Origin of the sequence: Pseudonocardia sp. DSM 110487 (assembly GCF_019468565.1) — a bacterium.
GTDB lineage: Bacteria > Actinomycetota > Actinomycetes > Mycobacteriales > Pseudonocardiaceae > Pseudonocardia.
In genome coordinates this window covers 345,230-367,372 of sequence record NZ_CP080521.1, presented here as the reverse complement: position 1 = coordinate 367,372, position 22,143 = coordinate 345,230, and the positions used below count along the sequence as shown (strand labels likewise).

Sequence of the window (22,143 nt, the reverse complement as noted above, 5' to 3'; positions counted from 1 at the left end):
GAAGGAGCGACGATGCTCAGCAGGCGCATCACGGCGGCACTGGCCGTTGCAGCGGCGGGGGTGCTTGCCCTCGCGGGCTGCACCCAGCAGAACCCCGGGGGTGGTAGCGGCGGCGGAGGTGGCGGCGGCGGCGAGGACCGGGTGCAGGTCGCCTTCGTGCCCAAGCTGCAGGGCATCCCCTACTTCGAGGCGATGAACACCGGCGGGCAGAAGGCCGCGCAGGAACTCGGCATCGAGTGGATCTACCGGGGTTCCTCGACGGCCGACCCGGGCGCCCAGACCGAGATCGTCAACTCGCTGATCCAGCAGCGGGTGGATGTCCTCGTCGTTGCGCCGAACGACCCCGACTCGATGGCACCAGTGCTCCAGGAGGCCGCCGACGCCGGCATCAAGGTCATGACCGCCGACACCGACGCGCCCAACTCCGTGCGCGAGGCGTTCGTGAACCAGGCCTCCCCCGATGGCATCGGCACTGCGCTCACCGACGCCCTGCTGGAGGCGATGGGTGGCCAGGGCAAGTACGCGATCGTCTCGTGCGGGCAGACCGCGGCGAACCTCAACTCCTGGATCGAGGTCCAGAAGAAGGTGACCGCGGAGAAGTACCCGAACGCCGAGATCGTCGACATCGTGTACGCGGGCGAGGACGAGGCGCAGTCGGTGTCGATGGCCAAGGACCTGATGAACGCGCACCCGGACCTGACTGGTCTGGTGGGCGAGTGCACGGCGTCGGCGCCGGGTGTGGCGAAGGCCGTCACCGAGGCCGGCAAGGTCGGGCAGGTGTTCACGACCGGGCTGGGTACGCCGCAGTCGATGAAGCAGTACCTGGAGAACGGCTCGTCGTCCGCGGCGATCCTGTGGGACGTCGAGCAGCTCGGCTACCTCACCGCGTGGGCCGGCCTGCAGGTGGCCTCGGGCACCCCGTTCCAGGCGACGAACAACGTGAACCCGGAGCTCCCGGCCGTCGCGTGGGACGCGGGGTCGAAGACGCTGCTGCTGGGCGACCCGCTGCGGATCACCACCGACAACGTCGACCAGTACCAGTACTGATGAGTGAGACCCTGCTGCACCTGCGCGGCGTCCTGAAGCGCTATGGCGGCGTCCGGGCGCTGCGGGGTGTCGACTTCGACGTTCTCGCCGGCGAGGTGCACGCCCTCGTCGGCGAGAACGGCGCCGGCAAGTCCACGCTGATCAAGATCGTGTCCGGTGCCGAGGTGGCCGACGAGGGCACCGTGGAGATCGACGGAACCCCGCTCACCGGCGGGAACACCCAGGAGGCCATGGAGGCGGGGATCGCCACCGTCTACCAGGAGCCCCACCTGTTCGGTGAGCTCACGGTGGCCGAGAACGTGTTCCTCGGCCGGGAGCTACGGGTGAACGGGCGGGTGGACTGGGCCACCCAACGCACCCGGGTCGGCGAGCTGCTGGAGCAGATCGGCCTCGACGCGCGGATGGGCGACATCCGCGTCGCCGACCTGCCGGTGGCCGAGCAGCAGCTCGTGTCGATCGCGAAGGCGTTCGCGCACTCGGCCAAGATCCTCATCCTCGACGAGCCGTCGGCGATCCTCACCGACCGGGAGATCGACGTGCTGTTCGGCGTGGTCCGCAGCCTGCGGGCGGCCGGCGTCGGGATCATCTACATCTCCCACCGGCTCGACGAGCTGGCGCAGATCAGCGACCGGGTCACCGTGATGCGCGACGGCGAGGTGGTCGCCAGCAGGCCGACGAGTGAGCTGACCGTGCGGCAGGTGGCCGAGCTGATGGTCGGCCACGAGCTGGGCTCCGCCACCGCCGACCGGCCCGCCCCGACCGGCGAACCCGTTCTCACGGTGTCCCGGCTCGGCCGCACGGGGGCGTTCACCGACCTGGACCTGCAGGTGCGGCCCGCCGAGGTGGTGGCGCTCTACGGCCTCGTGGGCTCGGGTACCGACACGATCGCCCGCGCGCTCTACGGGGTGAGCCCCGCCGACGCAGGCACCGTGCAGGTGGACGGCCGCGCGGTCCGGCTGCACTCGCCGCAGGACGCCGCGGCCGCCGGGATCGCGATGCTGCCCGGCAACCGCAAGCAGCAGGGTGTGTTCGCGAACAAGTCGATCGCGTTCAACATCTCCAGCGGCCACCTGCGCCACCTGGCGAAGCTGGGCTTCTGGTTCGACCGGCGGCGGGAACGCTCGATCGCCGAAGACTTCCTGCGCCGCATCTCGATCAAGGCCCCCGATGTGGGCACGGCCGTCGGGGCGCTGTCCGGCGGCAACCAACAGAAGGTCGTGCTCGCCCGCCAGCTCGTCCGCGCACCCCGCGTGCTCGTGCTCGAGGAACCCACGCAGGGCGTCGACGTGGGGGCGAAGGAAGAGATCCACCGGCTCGTCCTCGAGCTGGCCGACGGCGGGAGCGCCGTTCTCGTCATCTCGACGGATCTGCCGGAGGTGCTGCAGCTCGCGGACCGGGTGCTGGTGGTCCGCAAGGGCGCCGTGGTGCGGGAGTTCGAGCGTGGCGCGAGCCAGGCCGACGTGCTCGCCGCCGCGGCGGGGGACGAAGGCGAGGCCGCGGCATGAGCATCCTGACGAAGGACGTTGCCGCGCCCGCCCGACGCAGGCCGCGCGTGCGGGCGATCGAGGGGCAGGAGCTCGCGCTCATCGCGGTGGTCGGCCTGCTGTGGGTGGTGCTCACGCTCTCCACCGACACGTTCCTCACCACCGGCAACCTGCAGAACATCCTGTTCACGGTGGCGCCGATCGCGCTCGTCGGGATCGGGATGACGGCGGTGATCGTCACCGCCGGGATCGACGTCTCGGTGGGCAGCCAGGCCGCCGTCGTGATGGTGGTCATCGCGCTGCTGCTGCGCGACTCCGGTTTGCCGTTCCTGCCTGCGGTCGCCGTCGCCGTGGTGATCGGGCTCGTGCTCGGTGCCGTCAACGGGCTGCTGGTGGCCTACGGCGGCATCCACCCCATCATCGTCACGTTCGGCACGCTCAACATCTACCGGTTCGTCTCGCTGCAGATCTTCGGCACCGAGCAGGTGGCGGGCGTGCCCGCCACGCTCTCGCCGATCGGCGGCGGCGCGGAGGGCAAGCTGCTGGGCGTGCCAACGGCCTGGTGGCTCACGCTCGTGCTAGCCGCCGGCATGTGGTGCTACATGCGGTTCTGGGCCACCGGCCGGCACCTGTACGCCGTGGGCGGCGACGCGTTCGCAGCGAGGCTAGCGGGCGTGCGGGTGCGGCGACGCCAGATCAGCGCGTACGTGCTCACCGGCGCCTGCGTCGGACTCGCTGCCTGCATCCTCATCGGCAGCGGCGGGCTGGTGCAGCAGAACGTGGGCACCGGGCTCGAGCTGCGGGTGATCGCCGCGGTGGTGATCGGCGGCACGAGCATCATCGGCGGCCGCGGCACCGTACTCGGCACGCTGCTGGGCGCGCTGCTCGTCGGCACCGTGTCCAGCGCCGTCACGCTGCTCTCATGGCCGTCGGAGCTCACGCAGCTGTTCATCGGCCTGTTCATCCTCGTGGCGGTCGGGGTCGACCTGCTGCGCGAGCGGCGGAGGAGCGCCCGATGACCGAGATCGAAACCGTCCCGCCCGCGGAGCGCACCCGTGGCGAAGGGCTCGCGGCCAAGGTGCTGCGGATCGGGCTGACCGAGCGCATCGTGCTGCTCGCTGTGCTGCTGGTCGTGGTGGTCGTGTGGTTCCGGGTGCTCGGCGCAGGCGGGTACCTCGTGGCGCCGTACGACCTGCGCTACTTGGGCAACGCGCTCGAGTCGATGGTGCCGTTCGCGCTCCTGGCCGTCGCGGAGCTGTTCGTGATCGTCTCCGGCCGCGGCGGGATCGACCTGTCGGTGGGCGCGATCGTGTCGCTCGCCGGCATGGTGTTCGGGTTCATGGTCGGGGTGTGGGGCTGGCCGCTGCTCCCGGCGATCGCCGGCTGCATCGTGGTGGGCGCGCTGCTCGGAGCCGTCAACGGGGCGCTCGTGGCCTACCTGCGGTTCCCGGCGCTGATCGCGACGCTCGCCACGTACTACGCCTACAGCTCGCTGGCGCTGATCAGCAACGCGAACGCCCCGATCTCGACCCCGCCGGTCGTCGCGCTGCACTCCCTGACCCGCAACATCCAGCTCCCGCTGCTACCGCCGATCCCGACGCACGTGTTCACGATCATGCTGCCCTGCGCCGTGCTGGCCTGGGTGATCGTGTCGCGCTCGACGTACGGCCGGGCGCTCTACGCGGTCGGCACCAACGACATCGCCGCCGGGTACGCCACGCAGCCCGTGGCCCGCACGCGCTTCACGGCGTTCGTGATCTCGGGGCTGCTGTCCGGCGTGGTGGCGGTGGTGACCGTCGCGCAGTTCGCCTCCGCCCGACCGGACGCAGGCATCGTCGGCAACGGCATGGCGCTGCCCGCGATCACCGTGGCCGTGCTGGGCGGCGTCGCGATCCAAGGCGGGATAGGACGGGTCGGCGGAGTGCTCGTGGCCGCGCTGCTGATCACCTGGCTGAACGCCGGGATGCTGCTCGCGTTCCCCGAGGGCGCGGAGGGCAGCCGCTACCAGCTGCTCGCGCTCGGGCTGGTGCTCGTGCTGTCCGCACTGCTCAACACCCTTGCCCTGCGCCGATACGGGAGACTTTCGTGACCTTCGCGGTGCGGTCGGACGAGGTGCCGGCGGAGCTGGTCGCGCTCACCCGACGGATCGGCGACCCGGCAGCCGACCTGGTCGTCCTCGCGGAGGGCAACACGTCCACCCGCCTGTCCGACGACCGGTTCGTCGTGAAGGCGAGCGGGTCCCGGATGGACCTCGCCGAGGCAGGCGACTTCGTCGTCGGGGAGCTGCCCGAGCTCGTCGACGTGCTGGAGCGGGGTGGCACCGACCAGGAGACGCTGTCCCGGCTGTTGTCCGCGGGCGGCGGGTCGAAGGCCTCGATCGAGACGCTCGTGCACGTCGTGGCGCTCGCCGCGGGAGCCACGTGGGTGGCGCACACGCACCCGACCGCGGTCGTCGGGCTGCTGGCCGTGCGCGAGGCCGAGGAGCTGTGGTCGGCGCCGCTCTTCCCGGACGAGGCGGTGGTGCTCGGCGAGCCGGTCTGGGTGCCTTACGCGGCGCCGGGCATCGCGCTCGGCACGGCGGTGCACGCCGCCGTCCGGGATCGGCTCGACCGCGACGGCGTCGCGCCCCGGCTCGTGCTGCTCGGCAACCACGGCATCGTCGCGCTCGGCGCCACCGCCACCGAGGTGGAGACCATCACGACGATGGTTGTGAAGGCCGCGCGCGTCCGCTCGGTCGCGCTCGGCGCCGGCACCATGTCTCCCCTGGGTATCGCCCACGCCCGCGAGCTGGCCGGGCGTCCGGACGAAGCGGCCCGCCGCACCCGCCTCGGCGCCTGAGCGCCGGCGCCCTACTTCGGTCAGAGGAGTTCGGCGGCCACGTCCAGGAAACCCAACAGGATCCGCGACCCGTCGTCCGGGCGCCAGACCATGGCCACCGGGACACGCACGTCGGCGCCCGTCACCGGGCGGAAGGCGACGCCCTCGAACTGCAGCCACTCCGCCGACGCCGGCAGGAGGGCCACGCCGACCGCCGCGGCGACCAGGGCCACGACCGTGTAGGTGTCCTGAGCCTCCTGCACCACACGGGGCCAGAAACCGACGTCCGCGCAGGCGCGCATCGCGACGTCCCGCAGGTTGGAGCCCTGGCGGTCGGGGTAGCTCACGAAGTTCTCCCCCGCCAGGTCGGCCAGCGGCACGGACGGCCGGGCGGCGAGTGGGTGTTCGTCGGGCAGGACGGCCACCAGCTCCTCGTCGAGCACGGTGCGGCTCTCCAGCAGCGTCGGAACGGGGGCGCGCAGCAAGGCCACGTCGATACCGCCGTCGAGCAGCCCGCTGATCTGGGCGCCGCTGAACACCGACGGGTGCAGCTCCAAGCGCACGAGCGGGTAGCGCTCGCGGTAGGCGCGGGTCAGGCGGGGTAGGAGCCGCCATGTGGTCGCGCCGGTGAGGCCGACGCGGATCTCGCCGCGCTCACCCTGCTCGGTGAGCAGCACCGACTCCCGCGCGCGATCGGCCTCGGCGAGCACCCGCCGGGCGTGCTCGAGGAAGACCACGCCCGCGTTGGTGAGTCGCACCCGGCGGGTGGTGCGCTCCAGCAGCCGCACGCCCAGGTCGCGTTCCAGGTGCTTGATCTGCTGAGACAGCGGCGGCTGCGCGATGCGCAGGCGCGCGGCGGCCCGTCCGAAGTGCAGCTCCTCGGCCACGGCGGTGAAGGCCCTCAGGTGCCGCAACTCCACGGCCTACTCCCTCATTGATATGAATCAGGTCTCAGTCCTACCGCCATCTTGTATTGGACTGGCCAAGCCCGCACTGCATACGGTCGCTCATCAGACATCCGGCCTCAGGGAAGAGGTGCCGATGGAGCAGTGGCGTGGGCAGCTGCACCGGATCGGTCCGCTGCTCGTCCTCGCCGTGGGCGTCGCCGCGCTCGCCGGCGCCGTCGGGCTCTCGCTCGGGTCGCTGACGGCGCCCGGCCCGGGCCTGTGGCCGTTCGTCGTGGCGCTCCTGCTCACCGGCACGGCGCTCGTCCTCCTCGTGGTCGACGACCCGGAGGACTACGAGCCGTTCACGCGCGGGTCCGCCCGGATCGCGGGCGGGCTGGCCGGGCTCGCCGTCTTCGTGGCCGCGTTCGACGTGGTCGGGTTCCTGCTCCCGGCGTTCCTGATGCTGCTGCTCTGGCTGCGCGTGTTCGGCCGCGAGCCGTGGCGGTGGGCGCTGGGGCTGGCACTCGCCGGCTCGGTCGGGCTCTACCTGCTGTTCGACACCGCGCTCGGGGTGCGGTTCCCCGACGACGTGGTGGCCGGGCTGGTGGGTGGCTGACGTGAGTGTCCTGGAGGGGATCGCGCAGGGGTTCGCCGTCGCGCTGGACCCGGTCAACATCCTCTACGTCTTCCTCGGCGTGCTCATCGGCACGGTGATCGGCGTGCTGCCGGGCCTCGGCCCGACCGCGACGATCGCGCTGCTGCTGCCGCTGACCTACGAGATCGAGCCGCACACGGCCGTGATCCTGCTGGCCGGGATCTACTACGGCTCGATGTACGGCGGCACGATCACGTCGGTGCTGCTGCGCCTTCCCGGCGAGGCGGCGTCGGTGGTCACCACGTTCGACGGCTACGAGATGGCCAAGCAGGGCCGGGCAGGGCCCGCGCTGGGGATCGCGGCGATCGGGTCGTTCGTCGGCGGCGTGCTCTCCGTCGTCGGGCTCGCGCTGCTGGCCCCGCCGCTTGCCGCACTCGCCGTGTCGTTCGGTCCGCCGGAGTACGTGGCGATGACCGTGCTCGGCATCCTGCTCGTCACGTACCTCGGCACCGGGTCGGCGGTGAAGAGCCTCTGCATGGCGGCGCTGGGCCTGCTGCTCGCCACGATCGGCCAGGATCCGATCGCGGGCACCACCCGGTTCACGTTCGGGCAGGTCGCGCTGTTCGACGGCCTCGACTTCGTGGCCGTCGCGATGGGGCTGTTCGGCGTCGGCGAGATCCTGCACAGCCTGGAGCGCACCGACAAGGTCCAGGCCGTCACCCAGAAGATCAGGAACATCTGGCCGAGTCGCACCGACCTGCGCGACTCGGCAGGCGCCATCGGGCGCGGCAGCCTGCTCGGCTTCCTCATCGGCGTGCTACCCGGAGGCGGTGGGGTGGTCTCGTCGCTCGCCTCGTACGCGCTGGAGAAGCGGCGAGCCAAGGACCAGAGCCGGTTCGGCCGGGGCGCGATCCAGGGTGTCGCGGGCCCCGAGACCGCCAACAACGCCTCGTCGACCTCGGCGTTCATCCCGCTGCTGACGCTCGGCATCCCCGCCAACGTCGTGCTCGCGCTGATCTTCGGCGCGCTACTGGTGCAGGGCGTGACGCCGGGGCCGCAACTGATCGACCAGCACCCGGAGATCTTCTGGGGCGTGATCGCGTCGATGTTCGTCGGCAACCTCATGCTGCTCGCGCTCAACATCCCGCTGGTGGGGGTGTTCGTGCAGATCCTGCGGGTGCGCGCCGGGATCCTCGCCGCGTTCGCCCTGCTCCTCACGATGGCCGGGGTCTTCTCGATCAACAACGACGCCACGGACATGTGGGTGGTGCTCGCGTTCGGCTTGCTCGGCTGGTTGATGAAGAAGACGGGCTTCGAACCCGGCCCGTTGGTACTGGCGTTCGTGCTCGGTCCGATCCTCGAGCGCGCGTTCCGCCAGTCGATGCTGATCTCCGGCGGCAGCCTGAGCGTGTTCGTCACGCGGCCGATCTCCGGCGGCCTGCTCGTCGCGACGGCCGCGATCGTCTTGATCAGCATCGTGACGGCCCGCCGCAGGGCCCGCGTGCTCCACCGCCACGACCATGAACTCACGCCCGCAGAGGGAGAGCGATGAACCGCCTGCGTCTCGCCGCCGCGCTCGCGGCCGCGCTCCTGCTCGCCGCATGCGGTGGGCAGCGCTCGGCCGAGCCGGAGGCATACCCCTCCGAGCAGATCCGGCTGATCGTGCCGTACACGGCGGGCGGTCCCACCGACATCGCCGCCAGGGCGCTCGGGAAATACATGGAGGGTGCGCTCGGCCAGACGGTCGTGGTGGAGAACCTGCCCGGCGCCTCCGGGTCGACGGCCTACCAGGAGCTGCTGTCCGCCGAGCCGGACGGTTACACGCTGTCGATGGTCGCGCTGCCCACGGCCGTGCTCAACTACCTGAGCGACGACGTCGGCTACACCCGCGAGGACTTCGCCCCGGTCGGCGTGATCACCCAGGTGCCGTCTGCCTTCGTGGTGCCGTCCGCATCGCCGTACAACGACGTGGCGGCGTTCTTCGCCGCTGCCCCGAACGCGACCTTCCCCGTCACCGTCGGCACCCCCGGAGCGACCAACACGCACGCTGTGGAGACCCGTCGGATCACCCAGCTCTACGGAGTACCGCTCACCGTCGTGCCGTTCGAAGGCGCTCAGGAGGTGCTGACGGCAGTCATGAACGGCTCCGTCAACGCCGGGTTCGTCAACGCCTCGCAGGACGCGATGCCCGCCTTCGAGTCCGGGAAGCTGCGAGTGCTGGCCGTCGGCACCGAGAAGCGACTCCCGTACCTGAGAGCGCAGACGTTCGTCGAGCAGGGTTACCCGGAGATCACCCGGAGCACCACCACGTTCGGTGTGCTCGCCCCGGCTGGCACACCGCAACCGGTGATCGCGCGGCTGGAAGAGGCGATGCGCGCGGCTTCGGCCGATCCTGAGACCAGGCGCGGGCTCGACGAGCGGTACGTGCCGGACCAGTTCATGGGCAGCGCCGATCTCGCGGCGCTGTTCACCGAGACCGAGCAGACGTTCCAGGGGGTCGCAAGTGGCGGATGACGGGGCATCGGGGCTGGTCGACGCGCTGCATGAGCTGGGCGTCGAGCTCGCGTTCGGGCTGCCGGGAGTGCACAACCTCGCGGTGTGGGAGGCGTGCGCCGAGGCCGGGATCCGGCTGGTCGGGGTGCGGCACGAGCAGGCCGCCGCGTACGCCGCCGACGGCTACGCGCGGGCCACCGGCCGGCTCGGGGTCGCAGTCGTGACCACCGGGCCGGGTGCGGCGAACACGCTGGGCGCCACCGGCGAGGCGATGACGTCGGGCGCGCCGGTGCTGGTGATCGCCACCGACATCCCGTCGACGCTGCGCCGACCCGGCGTCTACCGCGGCGTCCTGCACGAGACCCGCGACCAGGCCGCGATGTTCGCGCCGGTGACGAAGGCCGCGACGACCACGGCGTCGGCCGCGGACCTGTACGCCGACGTGCTGAAAGCCGGGCGGGAAGCGCTGCGTGCGCCCACCGGGCCCGTCTACGTCGGGGTGCCGACCGACCTGCTCACCGCCGCCGTGGCCCGGCGAACGCCCGTGGAGCCCGACCCGCCGGGCCGGCCGGAACCGGATCTCGACGCGGCGCTCGCGCTGATCGAGCGCGCGGAGCGCCCGTTGCTGTGGGTCGGCGGCGGGGCCGTTCGCGCGGGCGCGGGCGACGCCGTGGGGCGGCTGGCCGAGCGGCTCGCGGCGCCGGTGGTCACGACCTACCACGGGCGCGGGATCCTGCCGCCCGGCCACCCGTGCCTCGCCCCCGCCCTCACCCACGTCCCGGCCGTCGGAGCCCTGTGGGACGAGGCCGATCTCGTGATCGTGATCGGCAGCGACCTGGACGGGATGACCACCCAGAACTGGCGAATGCCACAACCACCCGCGCTGCTGGCGGTCAACATCGACGCCGCGGACGCCGCGAAGAACTACCGGCCCGACCACGTCCTGGTCGGCGACGCCCGCACCGTGACCGAACGGCTGGCCGCGGCCGTACCGCAGCGGGACGGGCTGGACGTGCGCACGGTGCAGACCGAGTCGATGCGCAGGCACGTCGCCGCGCTGGTTCTCGAGGAGGAACCGCAGGCCGCGCTGCTGCTCGACACGTTCGACCGGGTGCTGCCCGCCGACGCAACGGTGCTCGCCGACATGTGCATCGCGGGGTACTGGGTGGCCGGGTTCCACCGGGTGCCGGGGCCACGGCGGCTCGCGTACCCGATGGGCTGGGGCACGCTCGGCTTCGCCTTCCCTGCCGCGCTCGGGGCCGCCGTACGAGGGCGGGCGGTGGCGGTGGTCGGTGACGGCGGGTTCCTCTTCGCATGCGGCGAGCTGGCCACCGCGGTGCAGGAACGGCTGCCGGTCACGGTCGTGCTCGTCGACGACGGCGGGTACGGCATGCTCCGCTTCGACCAGGTGCAGGCGGGCGTGCCCACCCGCGGCGTCGACCTGGTCACCCCCGACTTCGTGGCGCTCGCCGGAGCGTTCGGGGTGCCCGCGGAGGCCGTCGACGGCTTCGGCGACGCGTTCGAGGCGGCGCTCGCCAAGAGCCTCGCGACCGACGGGCCGTCGCTGGTGGCGGTGCGGGCCGCGCTCACGCCCCCGCCGTCGACCTCGCCGCGGTGGTACCGGGCGGCCGGATGATCGACAAGCGGGTGGCGTCGCTCGCCGAGGCCGTCGCGGGGGTGAAGGACGGCGACACCGTGCTGGTCGGCGGGTTCGGCAACTCCGGCATCCCGGTCGAGCTCGTGCACGCCCTGCTGGAGCTGGGCTCGCGGGACCTCACCGTCGTCACGAACAACGCGGGCAGCGGCGAGACCGACATCGCCGCGCTGATCCGCGAGCGGCGGGTCCGCAAGATCGTCTGCTCGTACCCGCGATCGGCGGGATCGGTGTGGTTCGAGAAGTTGTGGCGGGCAGGCGAGATCGAGCTGGAGCTGGTGCCACAGGGCACGCTCAGCGAGCGGATGCGGGCAGCGGGCGCGGGGCTCGGCGGCTTCTTCACACCGGCAGGGGCGGACACCCCGCTCGCGGAGGGCAAGGAGGTGCGCGTGATCGGCGGGCGCAGGCACGTCCTCGAGCAGCCACTGCACGCCGACGTCGCGCTGATCAGGGCCGACCGCGCCGATCGATGGGGCAACCTCGTCTACCACTCCGCTGCCCGCAACTTCGGGCCCGTGATGGCAACGGCCGCGAAGCTGACGGTGGCGCAGGTACGCGTGTTCGTCGAGCTCGGGGAGCTGGATCCGGAGGCCGTCGTGACGCCGGGGATCTTCGTGGACCGGGTGGTGGTGGCATGAGACGCACGGCGCAGGAGATGGCCGCCCGGGTGGCGCGGGACATCCCGGACGGCTCCTACGTCAACCTCGGGATCGGGCTGCCCACCCTCGTGGCCGACGTCGCGCCGCCGGACCGGGAGATCATCTACCACAGCGAGAACGGCATCCTCGGGATGGGACCGGCGCCCGAGCCCGGCACCGGGGACCCCGAGCTGATCAACGCGGGCAAGCAGCCGGTCACCCTGCTGCCCGGCGGCGCCTACTTCCACCACACCGACGCCTTCGTGATGATGCGCGGCGGGCACATCGACATCACGGTGCTCGGCGCGTTCCAGGTGGCGGCGAACGGCGACCTCGCCAACTGGGCCACCGACGACGCCACGCTGCCGCCCGCGGTCGGCGGGGCGATGGACCTCGCGGTGGGCGCCCGCCGGGTGTTCGTCCTGACCACGCACACCACCAAGGACGGGCGGCCCAAGCTCCTGCCCGCCTGCACCTACCCGCTCACCGCGGCGGCCGTGGTGGACCGGGTCTACACCGATCTCGCCGTGATCGACGTGACGCCGGATGGCTTCGTCGTGCGGGAGATGGTCCACGGCCTCACCCGGAACGAGCTGCAGGCGAAGACCGCCGCCCCACTGCGTTTCGGGGACAGGTCGTGAGTGGATACGCGCGCCATGGCGCGCGTATCCACTCACGACTGGTGTGCGCCTGGCTGGCTGTGGCCCTGCTGCTCGCCGGATGCGGTGGGTCGCGGGACGACGTGTCCTTCCCCAGCGAGGAGATCCGGCTGCTCGTGCCGTACGCGGCGGGCGGACCGGCCGACCTCGCCGCGCGCGCCTACGGGGAGTTCCTCGAACGCGATCTCGGCCAACCCGTGGTCGTGGAGAACCTCCCTGGCGGCTCAGGCGCGCTCGCCACCCAGGAGCTGATCCAGGCCGAGCCCGACGGGCACACCCTCTCCGTGATCACCGCGGGCACGACCGTGCTGACGCCGCTGGTGAACGACGTGGGCTACACCGCGGCCGACGTCACGCCGGTCGGCGTGCTGTCCGAGGTGCCGTCGCTGCTCGCGGTGGGACGGAACTCGCCGTACACCGACGTCGCCGCGTTCGTCGCGGACGCGCGGGCCCGGCAGGGCGCCGTCACCGTCGGCGTGCCGGGGGCATCCACCCCGCAGGCCGTCGAGCTGCAGCGGCTGCGCGACGAGCACGGCGTCACCGTCACCGCCGTGCCGTTCAACGGGAACGCGGAGATGACCACCGCGCTGCTCGGCGGCAACGTCGACGCTGTGCTGATCAACGCGTCGCCGGACGTCACCGCCAACCTCGACGCCGGTGAGTTCCGCCCGCTCGCCGTCTCCACGGAGCAGCCGCTCGACTGGCTGCCCGGCACCCCGACGCTGGCCCAGGCCGGGTTCGACGGCCTCACCCTCTCCGGCTCGACGTTCGGGCTCGCCGGTCCGGCCGGGCTGCCCGAGCCGGTCGTCGGCCGGCTCGAGGACGCGTTGCGCAAGGCGCACGCCGACCCGGAGGTCGTCGCGGCCGTCGGCGAGCGTTACCTGGGTACTCAGTTCCGGGGCGCGGCCGAGATGCGGGCCGTGCTGGACCGGACGCTGGCCGTCTACGAGCCGATCCTGGGAGGGTCCTGATGAGACTGGCGTGGATCGCGTTCGTCGCGGCGTTGACGCTGTCCTGCTCGGCGCCGGACACGCCCGACGAGTACCCGAGCCAGGAGATCACGGTGCTCGTCCCGTACACCGCGGGCGGGCCGACCGACCTCGCCGCCCGCGCGATGGGCGCGCACCTGGAGAAGGCGCTCGGGCAGCCCGTGATCGTGGAGAACCTGCCGGGCGCATCCGGGTCGGAGGCCTACCAGGAGCTGGTGTCGAGCGACCCGGACGGCCACACGCTCGCCCTCCTCGCGGCCCCGTCAGCCGTGGTGACGCCGATGATCCAGGACGTGCCCTACGACGCCGCCTCGTTCGTGCCGATCGGCGTGATCACCGAGGTGCCGTCGGTGCTGGCGGTCGGCGGCGACTCCGAGTTCCGCGACGCCACCGCGTTCCTCGACGCCGCCCGGCAGCGGCCCGGCCAGCTGACCGTCGGCGTGCCGGGCGCCACCACGTCGCAGGCCATCGAGCTGCGGCGGCTGGCGAGCGAGTACGGGGTGCAGGTCACGAGCGTGCCGTTCAACGGCAACGCGGAGCTGATCCAGGCCGTGCTCGGCGGCTCCGTCGACGCGGTGCTCATCAACGTGTCGGCGGACATCCGCGCGCAGTTCGATGCAGGCGCGTTCCGCCCGCTCGCGATCAGCCCGGCCGAGCGCGTCGAGTACCTGCCGGACGTCCCGACGCTCGCCGAGCTGGGATTCCCCGAACTCACCTACAGCACGTCCCTCTTCGGGCTGGGCGCCCCGGCCGGCACCCCGCCGGAGATCGTCTCGCGGCTGGAGGCCGCGATGCGCGACGGCCTCGCCGACCCCGCCGTCCGGCAGCAGCTCGACGAGGCATACGTACCCGACGAGTTCATCGGCGCCGACGCGTTCCGGGGACGGCTCGACGAGATCGTCCGCGTGTACGGCCCGGTCGCTCAGCAACTGAAGGATGGTTGACTCAGGCTCATGGATACGGGACTGAAGGGACGCACCGCCGTTGTGCCGGGCGCCAGCTCCGGCCTCGGCCTCGCCGTGGCCCGCGCGCTCGCCGCCGAAGGGGCGAACGTCGTGCTGGGCGGACGGCGCGGCGAGCTCGTGCGCGAGGAGGCCTCGAAGCTGCCGGCCGCGGTGGGGATCGAGGTCGACCTCACCGACCCGGCCGCGACGGACGCGCTCGTCGGCGCCGCACAGGACCACTTCGGCCCGGTCGACGTGCTGGTGCTCAACGGCGGCGGCCCACCGCCCGGCGTGGCGGTCGACTTCACCCCCGAACAGTTCGCCGACGCCGTCGCACTGCTCGTGCAGCCGCACCAGCGGCTCGTCCAGGCAGTGCTGCCGGGGATGCGCGGGCGCGGCTTCGGCCGGATCGTCGCGATCGGGTCCAGCGGCGTCCAGGCCCCGCTCGATCGCCTCGTCGCGTCCAACGCGGCCCGCGCCGCGCTCGCGGGCTACCTCAAGACCCTCGCCGGCGAGGTCGCCGCCGACGGCGTGACGGTCAACATGGTCCTGCCCGGCCGCATCGCCACCGACCGCGTCGGCGTGCTCGACCGGGCCAACGCCGAGCGCTCCGGCAAGTCCGAGGAGGAGGTCCGCGAGGCGGCCAAAGCCTCGATCCCGGCGGGGCGGTATGGCACTCCGGATGAGTTCGCCGCGGTAGTGACGTTCCTGGCGAGCACGGCGGCCTCCTACGTCACGGGCGAACAGATCCGCTGCGACGGGGGCTTGGTGCGGACGCACTGAGAAGCTCTTGATCAAGTCGACCTCTTGAGCCTCCGCCGCGGCTCAAACACACATGGCGTCGACCTGATCATGTAGACCGCGAGGACTTTTCCGAATCGCCCCCGGGAGCACGTCGGTGAAAGCCATGATCCGGATGTGGTTCCTGGCTGGCCGGTGGCATTCCGGGGTTCTGCCGCCGTAGCGGCAGGGTTGGTGACGTGGACCGTGCTCCAGGGCCCAGGCTTCCTGCGGTTGTTCCCCGACACCTACATCAAGGCGCCCGCCACCGGGCCACCCGATCTGAGTTTGCGCTCACTTGCGGCGTACCGGTACGTCGAAGGTAGGGGTGTGCTGTCGGGTTACTCGGCCGCCGAGGTACTGGGGGCGTCCTGCGGGCCTTGGGACGCACCGGCCGAAGTGACCGTGCCCCATCACGGTCAGCGCAGCCCGGCGGGCCTGATCGTGAACCGGGGCCGCCTGTTCCCCGGCGAGGTCATGCAGGTGAACGGGTTGAAAGTGACCAGCCCGGCTCGCACCGCCTACGACCTGGCCCGCCGCGGCGACCTGGTGGAGCGGGTCGTAGCGGTCGACCGCCTGGCCAACGTGCACCCCTTCGACCCGGATCTACTGCTGCAGTGCTGCTGCGGGACATCGGCCGCCATACCGGATTGGTGGACAAGGGGTGGCGGGTCTACCGCTACACGAAGCTCGAGATCCTCCGCCGACAGGACCTGATCGTCGCTCAACTCACCCGCGCCCGCGACCGGGCGCTGGGCGCATGATCAGATCGACACCATGTGTGCTGGTGAGGCTCGGGAGACTCATGAGGTCGACCTGATCATGTGCACCCCGTCGTGGGCCCTGGTCGCAACCCCGTCGTCCAGGGCATCCAAGACCCGGATCGCATAAGCGGGGGTCATGTGCCGGCGCACTTCTTCCGGGGTGAACCAGGCGACCCGCCTCGACTCGTCCGTCGCCGTCGCCTCACCCGCTGCAGGGCGGCAGCGGAACACCAAGGCAACGATGCCGCGCTTGACGTTCTTGTACACGCCGGTGAGCCGCTCGACGTCGACCTGCACGCCGGTCTCCTCGGCCACCTCGCGTCGGACGCCCTCGTCGAAGGTCTCGGCGAGTTCGAGCACGCCGCCGGGCGGCTCCCAGTGACCGTTGTCCCGGCGCTGGATCACGAGGACGCGTCCGTCGTCGCGTACCACGACGCCGGCGACGCTCACGGAGTGCCTGGGCGTGCCGCCCATGTCGAGCCCTTCCTCCGACGATCAGAGACGTACCCTACGGGACGCCTGGACGACTGGAGGTGTTCGTGTGGACCTCGGCCGCATCGACCGGCTGAACGATCGGCCGCCATACCGGCAGATCGCCGATCACCTTCGCGCCGCGATCGACGCCGGTCAGCTCGGGCCCGCGGATCGGCTTCCATCCGAGGCGGAGCTGAAGGAGCACTACGGTGTAGCGCGGATGACGGCGAGGCAAGCGATTCAGGAGCTCCGTGCCGAGGGGCGAGTCGTCGCAGAGCACGGGCGCGGTGTCTTCGTGCGGCAGCCGCCGCCCGTCCGGAGGCTGGCGTCCGACCGGTTCGCGCGTGAACACCGCAAGGCGGGGAAGGCGGCCTTCCTCGCGGAGGCTGAGCGAAGCGGCTTCCGGGCTCGCGTCGATCAGATCGAGGTCACTCGGGTCGAGGCGCCCGCTTTCGTGCGTGAGCGCCTGCGGCTGGAAGATAGCCTCGTGCTGAGCCGCTCTCGGCGCTACTTCGCCGACGACCGGCCGGTCGAGCTCGCGGTGTCGTACCTGCCGCTCGCAGTCGCAGAAGGCACTGCGATCGCGGAAATCGACACCGGGCCCGGAGGCCTGTACGCCCGCTTGGAGGACGCGGGGTACACCCTCGATCGGTTCGTGGAGGAGGTCGCTGCTCGCATGCCGACCGTCGAGGAGCGACGCCGTCTCGAGCTGCAAGCAGGCGTGCCGGTGATCGTGGTCGTCCGCACCGCCTATGACATCGCAGGGAGACCGGTCGAGGTGTGCGACACCGTAAAGGCGGCTCCGGCATACGTCCTGGAGTACGAGATCAAGGCGCGCTGACTCCGTTGCACCTCATCCGCTCGCGCGGTACCTTCGCCACTCCCCTAGACAACCAGGTGACCTAGTGGAAATGCGAGAGGTGCGTGATCGGCATGAACGACGACGAGGTCGACGACTACGTGGCGGCGCAGCGGACCTTTGCCGCCGCGGTGGCCTTCATGGTCGCGCAACCGGGCGGCCCTGAGCGCACTCTCGCGCAGCACCGCCGCCGCCCGGATGACTACTGCACGGGCTGCGTACACACCCTCTCGCATTGGCCGTGCACCGTGGCCCGCATCGCCCTTTGCGCGGTCGCGGGACACAACTGATCGTCGGCCCCACCCCGTACGTTCGCCCCGTGGCCCCCCGAGGAAGCAGCAGATCCCGTCCCACCAAGCGCCGCCCGGAGGCACCCGACCTCCCCGACGAGCTGGCGCAGGCCCCCGCGGTGGTCGAGGGCGGCGAGCTGTGGGACTGCGTCGAGGCAGGCGCCGCGGTCCAGGTGCCCGAGCGCGTGGCCGACCTGCGCATCCAGGAGAGCCGGTGGGTCGGCGGAAACCTGGCCGGCTCCCGCTTCACCGGCCTGGAATGCCGGGACGTGGAGTTCGTCCACTGCGACCTGTCCGGCGCCCGGTTGGAGGAGGCCGTGCTCACGCGGGTCGTCTTCACCGACTGCCGGCTCACCGGCGCCGGCTTCGACGGGTCGCAGCTCACCGACGTCCGCATCACCGACAGCACCGCCGATCTCGCCGGGTTCCGGATGGCGAAGGCGCGGTTCCTCCTCGTCGAGAACACCTCGCTGCACGGTGCCGACCTGTTCGAGTTCGACGCCGAGCACTGCGCGCTGCTCGGGTGCGACCTGGCCGAGGCGAGCTTCGACGCGGCGCGGCTGCGGGAGACCGACCTGCACGGCTCCACCGTCGACGACGTCCGCGGCGTGCTCTCCCTGCGCGGCGCACGGATCAGCCCGGACCAGATCATCCCGCTGGCCACCGGCCTGCTCGACGCCGTCGGGATCCAGGTGACCGAGCAACCGCCGTGATCGCCGGTACGGTGCCTGAATGGCCATATCCGGCCGTTTCCGCACCCATCTGACAATCTTGCCCAGCGTGCCCGAGCTTCATCGCCAGACGGGTGCAACGGCGGCCAGATACGGCCGGTTCTGCACCCAGCCGCTGATCACGCTTCAGTCAGCCGCGGCCCAGGAACGGCATGGTCGTCGCCGTGATCGTCAGGAACGGGATGTTCGCGTCGAGGGGCAGCCGGGCCATGAGCAGAACGGCGTCGGCCACGTGCGCCGGATCGAACGTCGGCTCAGGGCGGATGCTGCCGTCGGCCTGCTTCGCGCCGACCGAGATGCCGGCCGTCATGTCGGTGGCGGCGTTGCCGATGTCGATCTGGCCACAGGCGATGCCGTACGGGCGCCCGTCGAGCGCGATCGACTTGGTCAGACCGGTGAGCGCGTGCTTCGTTGCCGTGTAGGCCGCGCTGCCGGGACGCGGCACGTGCGCGGAGATGGAGCCGTTGTTGATGATCCGCCCGCCCTGGGGCTGCTGCGCGCGCATCGCGGCGAATGCCTCGCGCGCGCAGAGGAACGCCCCGGTCAGGTTCGTGGCGACGGTGGACGTCCAGTCCTCCACCGCGATCTCGTCCACGCTGCCGGACGGCCCGAACGTGCCGGCGTTGTTCATCAGCAGGTCGACCCGGCCCCAGCGCTCCCGCACCTGCGCGAACAACCGGGCCACCGACTCGGCGTCGGCGACGTCCGTCGGCGCCACGAGCGCGGTCTCCCGGCCACCCGCTGTCTCCTCGAGCGCCTCCGCCCTGCGCCCGGCGAGCGCCACCCGATAGCCCGCGCCGAGCAGGGCCGTCGCCACCACCCTCCCGACTCCCGAGCCCGCACCCGTCACCACTGCCACATCGCCGTCCGTCACGAGCGACATGATCTCCCGCTCGCCGCGACGACGCATCCGGCCCTGCCGCTCGCCAGCTCGGCGACGTGCCGCTCCTCGACCGTGAACCCGCCTGCGTCGAGCATGCCGGCGAGCCGATCGATGGTCGGCTCGGTGGTCGCGGGGTCCAGCGGCTGGAACGGCAACGCGAACCGGCCTCCCGGCACGAGGTGGGCGCGCACGATCGCGAGCTCCCGGCGCGGGTCGCCGCGCAGCAGTACCGGCACGTGGATCGCGAAGGCGAGATCGAACCGGGCGTCGCCGAGGTCGGCTTCGTGCAGCGCCGCCACCTGGAACATCGCCCGCCCCGCGGCCACGTGCACTGCGTTGCGTCGACGCGCCATCTCGATCATCTTGGCGGACCGGTCGATGCCGAGGACGCTCCCGCCGTCGAGGCGTTCGCACACCAGCGACACGGCAACGCCGTGCCCGCAACCGATCTCGAGCACCCGGTCGCCGGGACGCACGCCCAGCGTCTCGACCGCCCATACCAACCGCTCCGCTGCCGGCGCCACACGTGGAAGCATCGCATCGTGCGACACGTGACGAGGCTGGCTGCCGCCGACGACATCGCCGTGGACGACCTGCGGATCGTCGAGCGAACACCGGCGTGGACCGCACCCCTGCACACCCCCGGCCACCAGCTCGTCTTCGTGCGACGCGGCACGTTCGGGCTCCGGCTCCGTAGTTCGGGGACACTGCGCAGCGCGGAAGCGACGGTCGATCCGGTCTCGGCGTTCGTGGGACGCCCGGGCGACGAGCAGAGCATCGCCCACTTGCCGGGCCGCGAGGACGCCTGCACCGTGGTCTCGCTCGGTCCGCAACTCGCCGCCGAGCTGCTGCCCGGGCGGCTGCCGGACACGCTGCGCACATCGGGCCGGGTGGACATGGCCCATCGCGCATTGCTCGCGCGTGCGCGCCAGGGTGCCGACGGGTTCGAGCTGGCCGAGCGGGTGGTGCACCTCGCAACGGGCCTGCTCCGCGACCCCGTTCGCGCCACCGCACCCGGCGACACCCCGTCCCACCGGCGGCTCGCGGAGGCGGCCAGGGAGGTGCTGGTCACGGACCCCGCGTTCGACGGCCTCGACCGCCTCGCGCGCCTGCTCGGCGTCTCGCGGTCGCACCTCTCCCGGGTGTTCCGCGCGGAGACCGGCGAGACCCTCACTCGGTTCCGGAACCGCCTGCGGGTGCGCGCCGCGCTGGACCGGCTGGCCGACGGCGACCGGGATCTCGCAGGGATCGCCGCCGATCTCGGGTTCGCCGACCACGCGCACTTCACGCGAGCGATGCGCGCCGAGGTCGGCGACCCGCCCAGCCGCATCCGACGGCTGCTCGGTGGCGAGCACGAATCGTCAAGCCTCGCGCCGGGAAGCCGCGGACGATCCAGGCATGATCATGCGAATCTGGAGCGCCCGAACGGCGAGTGATCCCCGCGCATACGAGCAGGAGTTCGACTCCCACGTGCTCGACGCACTGGGCGGCCTCGACGGCTTCCGCGGCGCCTACCTGCTGCGCCGCTCACACGCGACCGGCACCGAATTCGTCACGCTGACACTGTTCGACTCACTCGCCGACGTGCGCCGCTTCGCCGGCCCCGACGTCGACGCGGCGAACGTCTCCCCGGCCGCCCGCGCCGTGCTCGACGACGTGGACGAGCGGGTGCACCACTACACGGTGGTCAGCGCACCCAGTTAGTCCTCCGTGAGCGACAGCGCGCCGGACGGGCAGTTCGCCACGGCATCCCTGGCGGCCGCGGCATCGGCGGGGTGCTCGTCGAGCACGACCACGATGCCGTCGTCGTCCTGGTCGAACACCGCCTCCGCCGTGACGACGCAGAGCCCCGCGCCGATGCAGACATCACGGTCCGCGTGTACGTGCACCCCGGCCATCAGGTCCCCCTTCACCACGTCACCTGCAGCGATGTCAGACCGTAGATGATGCTGAAGCTGCGGAACGTCGCGGTGTCGGGCACCTCGGCCAGGCCGGGGAACCGCCGCAGCAGCGCCGGGAAGCCGATCTTCATCTCCATCCGGGCCAACGGCGCCCCGAGGCAGTGGTGGATACCGTGACCGAAGGCGACGTGACCGACGCCGCCGCGGGTGACGTCGAGCTGGTCCGGTTGGGTGCGCAGCTCCGGGTCGCGGTTGGCGGTGGGCAGCGCGCACATGACGAGATCCCCCGCCGCGATCGGCTGCCCGGCGATCTCGGTGTCGACAGTGGCCATCTTGCCGGTGCCCGTGTGCACGATGCTCAGCCAGCGCAGCAGCTCCTCGACGGCTGTGTCGACGCGCTCGGGCTCGTCCCGCACGAGCGCGAGCTGGTCAGGGTGGCGCAGCAGGGCGAGCGTGCCGAGCCCGAGCATGTTGGCCGTCGTCTCGTGCCCGGCGAGCAGCAGCAGCGACGCGATCCCGACGAGCTCGTCGGCGGTGAGGTCGTCGCCGTGCTCGCGGACGAGCATGCCGAGCATGTCCTCGCCCGGGTCGGCCTTCGCACCGGTCACCAGCGTCGCCATGTACGCCCGCGACTCCCGCCCGGCCCGCATCCGCTCCTCGGCCGGGAGACGCAGGTCGAGCTGCCGATTGCTGCGCGCCTGGAACTCGGCCCGGTCGGCGTACGGCACCCCGAGCAGCTCGCAGATCACCAGCGACGGCACGGGGAGGGCGAACTCCGCCACCAGGTCGGCGGGCGGGCCGTGCCGCTCCATCGCGTCCAGGTGCTCGTCGACGATCTCCCGGATCCGCGGCTCCAGCCTGCGCATCCGCCGTACCGTGAACTCCGGGGTGAGCATCCGGCGCAGCCGGGTGTGCTCTGGCGGGTCGGCGGCGAGCAGGTTTCCCGCCAGCTGCCGCGCCCGTTCCTCGGGGCTCACGGGCGGGAGGCCAGGGGCGCGGCCCGCCTCCTGCAGGCGCGCGTTGCTGAAGCGCGCCGGATCGCTCAGCACCTCGCGGACGTCCGCGAACCGGGTGACGACCCATGCCTCCATCCCGAACGCGGTGCGGATCCGCTCGATGCCCGTGCCGGCGCGTAGCTCGGCCAGCTCGGGTGCCGGGTCGAAGACGTTGCGCTGCATGTGGACGGGCAACGTTGGTGGTGCTGTCACCGGACCTCCCGACGGCGCGCACGCCCTCGTGGCGCGCTCCCGCCTA

At 71.9% G+C, this 22,143-nt stretch carries 26 protein-coding genes; 20 read left to right on the top strand and 6 right to left on the bottom strand.

Going from position 1 to position 22,143, the window contains the following annotated elements; all coding sequences use genetic code 11:
- Positions 1-12 precede the first annotated feature (12 nt).
- Genes K1T35_RS01435 through K1T35_RS01415 form a run of 5 tightly spaced genes read left to right on the top strand, consistent with a single transcriptional unit; the run spans position 13 to position 5,369 of the window.
- On the top strand, positions 13-1,047 hold the full coding sequence (locus tag K1T35_RS01435) for an autoinducer 2 ABC transporter substrate-binding protein (RefSeq protein WP_220258398.1): 1,035 nt from the start codon (positions 13-15) through the stop codon (positions 1,045-1,047).
- On the top strand, positions 1,047-2,552 hold the full coding sequence (locus tag K1T35_RS01430; RefSeq protein WP_220258397.1) for a sugar ABC transporter ATP-binding protein: 1,506 nt from the start codon (positions 1,047-1,049) through the stop codon (positions 2,550-2,552). Before K1T35_RS01435 ends, K1T35_RS01430 begins: the two co-directional genes overlap by 1 nt.
- Positions 2,549-3,550, top strand: a complete 1,002-nt coding sequence (locus tag K1T35_RS01425; RefSeq protein ID WP_220258396.1) for an ABC transporter permease — start codon at positions 2,549-2,551, stop codon at positions 3,548-3,550. The genes K1T35_RS01430 and K1T35_RS01425 overlap by 4 nt, the downstream gene beginning before the upstream one ends.
- Positions 3,547-4,620 (top strand): ABC transporter permease, encoded by a 1,074-nt coding sequence (locus K1T35_RS01420; RefSeq protein WP_220258395.1) that lies wholly within the window; start codon positions 3,547-3,549, stop codon positions 4,618-4,620. The genes K1T35_RS01425 and K1T35_RS01420 overlap by 4 nt, the downstream gene beginning before the upstream one ends.
- Positions 4,617-5,369 (top strand): class II aldolase/adducin family protein, encoded by a 753-nt coding sequence (locus tag K1T35_RS01415; protein WP_220258394.1) that lies wholly within the window; start codon positions 4,617-4,619, stop codon positions 5,367-5,369. Before K1T35_RS01420 ends, K1T35_RS01415 begins: the two co-directional genes overlap by 4 nt.
- A 20-nt stretch (positions 5,370-5,389) precedes the next feature.
- On the opposite strand, the gene K1T35_RS01410 is transcribed toward K1T35_RS01415, so the two are convergent.
- On the bottom strand, positions 5,390-6,268 hold the full coding sequence (locus K1T35_RS01410; protein WP_220258393.1) for a LysR substrate-binding domain-containing protein: 879 nt from the start codon (positions 6,266-6,268) through the stop codon (positions 5,390-5,392).
- 121 nt (positions 6,269-6,389) lie between these two features.
- Between K1T35_RS01410 and K1T35_RS01405 the strand changes: the two genes are divergently transcribed.
- The 10 genes from K1T35_RS01405 (at position 6,390) to K1T35_RS01360 (ending at position 15,751) form a co-directional block, all read left to right on the top strand.
- Positions 6,390-6,851: a tripartite tricarboxylate transporter TctB family protein gene (locus tag K1T35_RS01405; RefSeq protein WP_220258392.1), complete on the top strand. Its 462-nt coding sequence runs from the start codon at positions 6,390-6,392 to the stop codon at positions 6,849-6,851.
- A 1-nt stretch (position 6,852) separates the two neighbouring features.
- Positions 6,853-8,382 carry a tripartite tricarboxylate transporter permease gene (locus tag K1T35_RS01400; RefSeq protein WP_220258391.1) on the top strand — a complete coding sequence of 510 codons (1,530 nt, stop codon included), beginning with the start codon at positions 6,853-6,855 and terminating at the stop codon, positions 8,380-8,382.
- Complete coding sequence (locus K1T35_RS01395) at positions 8,379-9,344, top strand: tripartite tricarboxylate transporter substrate binding protein (RefSeq protein ID WP_220258390.1); 966 nt, start codon at positions 8,379-8,381, stop codon at positions 9,342-9,344. Before K1T35_RS01400 ends, K1T35_RS01395 begins: the two co-directional genes overlap by 4 nt.
- Positions 9,334-10,959 (top strand): thiamine pyrophosphate-binding protein, encoded by a 1,626-nt coding sequence (locus K1T35_RS01390; protein ID WP_220258389.1) that lies wholly within the window; start codon positions 9,334-9,336, stop codon positions 10,957-10,959. Before K1T35_RS01395 ends, K1T35_RS01390 begins: the two co-directional genes overlap by 11 nt.
- Positions 10,956-11,615 (top strand): 3-oxoacid CoA-transferase subunit A, encoded by a 660-nt coding sequence (locus K1T35_RS01385; RefSeq protein ID WP_220258388.1) that lies wholly within the window; start codon positions 10,956-10,958, stop codon positions 11,613-11,615. The genes K1T35_RS01390 and K1T35_RS01385 overlap by 4 nt, the downstream gene beginning before the upstream one ends.
- A complete protein-coding gene (locus K1T35_RS01380) occupies positions 11,612-12,256 on the top strand; it encodes a 3-oxoacid CoA-transferase subunit B (RefSeq protein WP_220258387.1) in 645 nt (214 codons plus the stop codon). The genes K1T35_RS01385 and K1T35_RS01380 overlap by 4 nt, the downstream gene beginning before the upstream one ends.
- Positions 12,253-13,245, top strand: coding sequence for a tripartite tricarboxylate transporter substrate binding protein (locus K1T35_RS01375; RefSeq protein WP_220258386.1), 993 nt, complete (start codon positions 12,253-12,255; stop codon positions 13,243-13,245). The genes K1T35_RS01380 and K1T35_RS01375 overlap by 4 nt, the downstream gene beginning before the upstream one ends.
- Positions 13,245-14,207: a tripartite tricarboxylate transporter substrate binding protein gene (locus tag K1T35_RS01370; RefSeq protein WP_220258385.1), complete on the top strand. Its 963-nt coding sequence runs from the start codon at positions 13,245-13,247 to the stop codon at positions 14,205-14,207. Before K1T35_RS01375 ends, K1T35_RS01370 begins: the two co-directional genes overlap by 1 nt.
- Before the next feature lie 9 nt (positions 14,208-14,216).
- Complete coding sequence (locus K1T35_RS01365) at positions 14,217-14,990, top strand: SDR family oxidoreductase (protein WP_220258384.1); 774 nt, start codon at positions 14,217-14,219, stop codon at positions 14,988-14,990.
- Positions 14,991-15,604: 614 nt separating this feature from the next.
- The gene (locus K1T35_RS01360; protein ID WP_220258383.1) at positions 15,605-15,751 is read left to right on the top strand and encodes a hypothetical protein; all 147 of its coding nucleotides are present in this window, start codon (positions 15,605-15,607) and stop codon (positions 15,749-15,751) included.
- A 39-nt stretch (positions 15,752-15,790) separates the two neighbouring features.
- Here K1T35_RS01360 and K1T35_RS01355 read toward each other — a convergent pair whose 3' ends face one another.
- Positions 15,791-16,225: an NUDIX hydrolase gene (locus K1T35_RS01355; protein ID WP_220258382.1), complete on the bottom strand. Its 435-nt coding sequence runs from the start codon at positions 16,223-16,225 to the stop codon at positions 15,791-15,793.
- Here K1T35_RS01355 and K1T35_RS01350 point away from each other — a divergent pair.
- The 3 genes from K1T35_RS01350 (at position 16,224) to K1T35_RS01340 (ending at position 18,087) form a co-directional block, all read left to right on the top strand.
- On the top strand, positions 16,224-17,066 hold the full coding sequence (locus K1T35_RS01350) for a GntR family transcriptional regulator (protein ID WP_255622799.1): 843 nt from the start codon (positions 16,224-16,226) through the stop codon (positions 17,064-17,066). The genes K1T35_RS01355 and K1T35_RS01350 overlap by 2 nt on opposite strands.
- Before the next feature lie 92 nt (positions 17,067-17,158).
- Positions 17,159-17,374, top strand: a complete 216-nt coding sequence (locus K1T35_RS01345; protein WP_220258381.1) for a hypothetical protein — start codon at positions 17,159-17,161, stop codon at positions 17,372-17,374.
- 29 nt (positions 17,375-17,403) lie between these two features.
- On the top strand, positions 17,404-18,087 hold the full coding sequence (locus K1T35_RS01340; protein ID WP_220258380.1) for a pentapeptide repeat-containing protein: 684 nt from the start codon (positions 17,404-17,406) through the stop codon (positions 18,085-18,087).
- A gap of 148 nt (positions 18,088-18,235) precedes the next feature.
- On the opposite strand, the gene K1T35_RS01335 is transcribed toward K1T35_RS01340, so the two are convergent.
- Together K1T35_RS01335 and K1T35_RS01330 are read right to left on the bottom strand one after the other, a co-directional pair.
- Complete coding sequence (locus K1T35_RS01335; protein WP_220258379.1) at positions 18,236-18,988, bottom strand: SDR family oxidoreductase; 753 nt, start codon at positions 18,986-18,988, stop codon at positions 18,236-18,238.
- Positions 18,976-19,512: a class I SAM-dependent methyltransferase gene (locus tag K1T35_RS01330; RefSeq protein ID WP_220258378.1), complete on the bottom strand. Its 537-nt coding sequence runs from the start codon at positions 19,510-19,512 to the stop codon at positions 18,976-18,978. The genes K1T35_RS01335 and K1T35_RS01330 overlap by 13 nt, the downstream gene beginning before the upstream one ends.
- Positions 19,513-19,539: 27 nt before the next feature.
- On the opposite strand from K1T35_RS01330, the gene K1T35_RS01325 reads away from it, so the two are divergent.
- Both K1T35_RS01325 and K1T35_RS01320 read left to right on the top strand, forming a co-directional pair.
- Positions 19,540-20,424 carry an AraC family transcriptional regulator gene (locus K1T35_RS01325; RefSeq protein ID WP_220258377.1) on the top strand — a complete coding sequence of 295 codons (885 nt, stop codon included), beginning with the start codon at positions 19,540-19,542 and terminating at the stop codon, positions 20,422-20,424.
- Complete coding sequence (locus tag K1T35_RS01320; RefSeq protein WP_220258376.1) at positions 20,387-20,692, top strand: hypothetical protein; 306 nt, start codon at positions 20,387-20,389, stop codon at positions 20,690-20,692. Before K1T35_RS01325 ends, K1T35_RS01320 begins: the two co-directional genes overlap by 38 nt.
- On the opposite strand, the gene K1T35_RS01315 is transcribed toward K1T35_RS01320, so the two are convergent.
- Together K1T35_RS01315 and K1T35_RS01310 are read right to left on the bottom strand one after the other, a co-directional pair.
- Positions 20,689-20,886: a ferredoxin gene (locus K1T35_RS01315; protein ID WP_220262310.1), complete on the bottom strand. Its 198-nt coding sequence runs from the start codon at positions 20,884-20,886 to the stop codon at positions 20,689-20,691. The genes K1T35_RS01320 and K1T35_RS01315 overlap by 4 nt on opposite strands.
- 11 nt (positions 20,887-20,897) lie before the next feature.
- Positions 20,898-22,097: a cytochrome P450 gene (locus K1T35_RS01310; protein ID WP_370645291.1), complete on the bottom strand. Its 1,200-nt coding sequence runs from the start codon at positions 22,095-22,097 to the stop codon at positions 20,898-20,900.
- Positions 22,098-22,143: the final 46 nt, after the last annotated feature.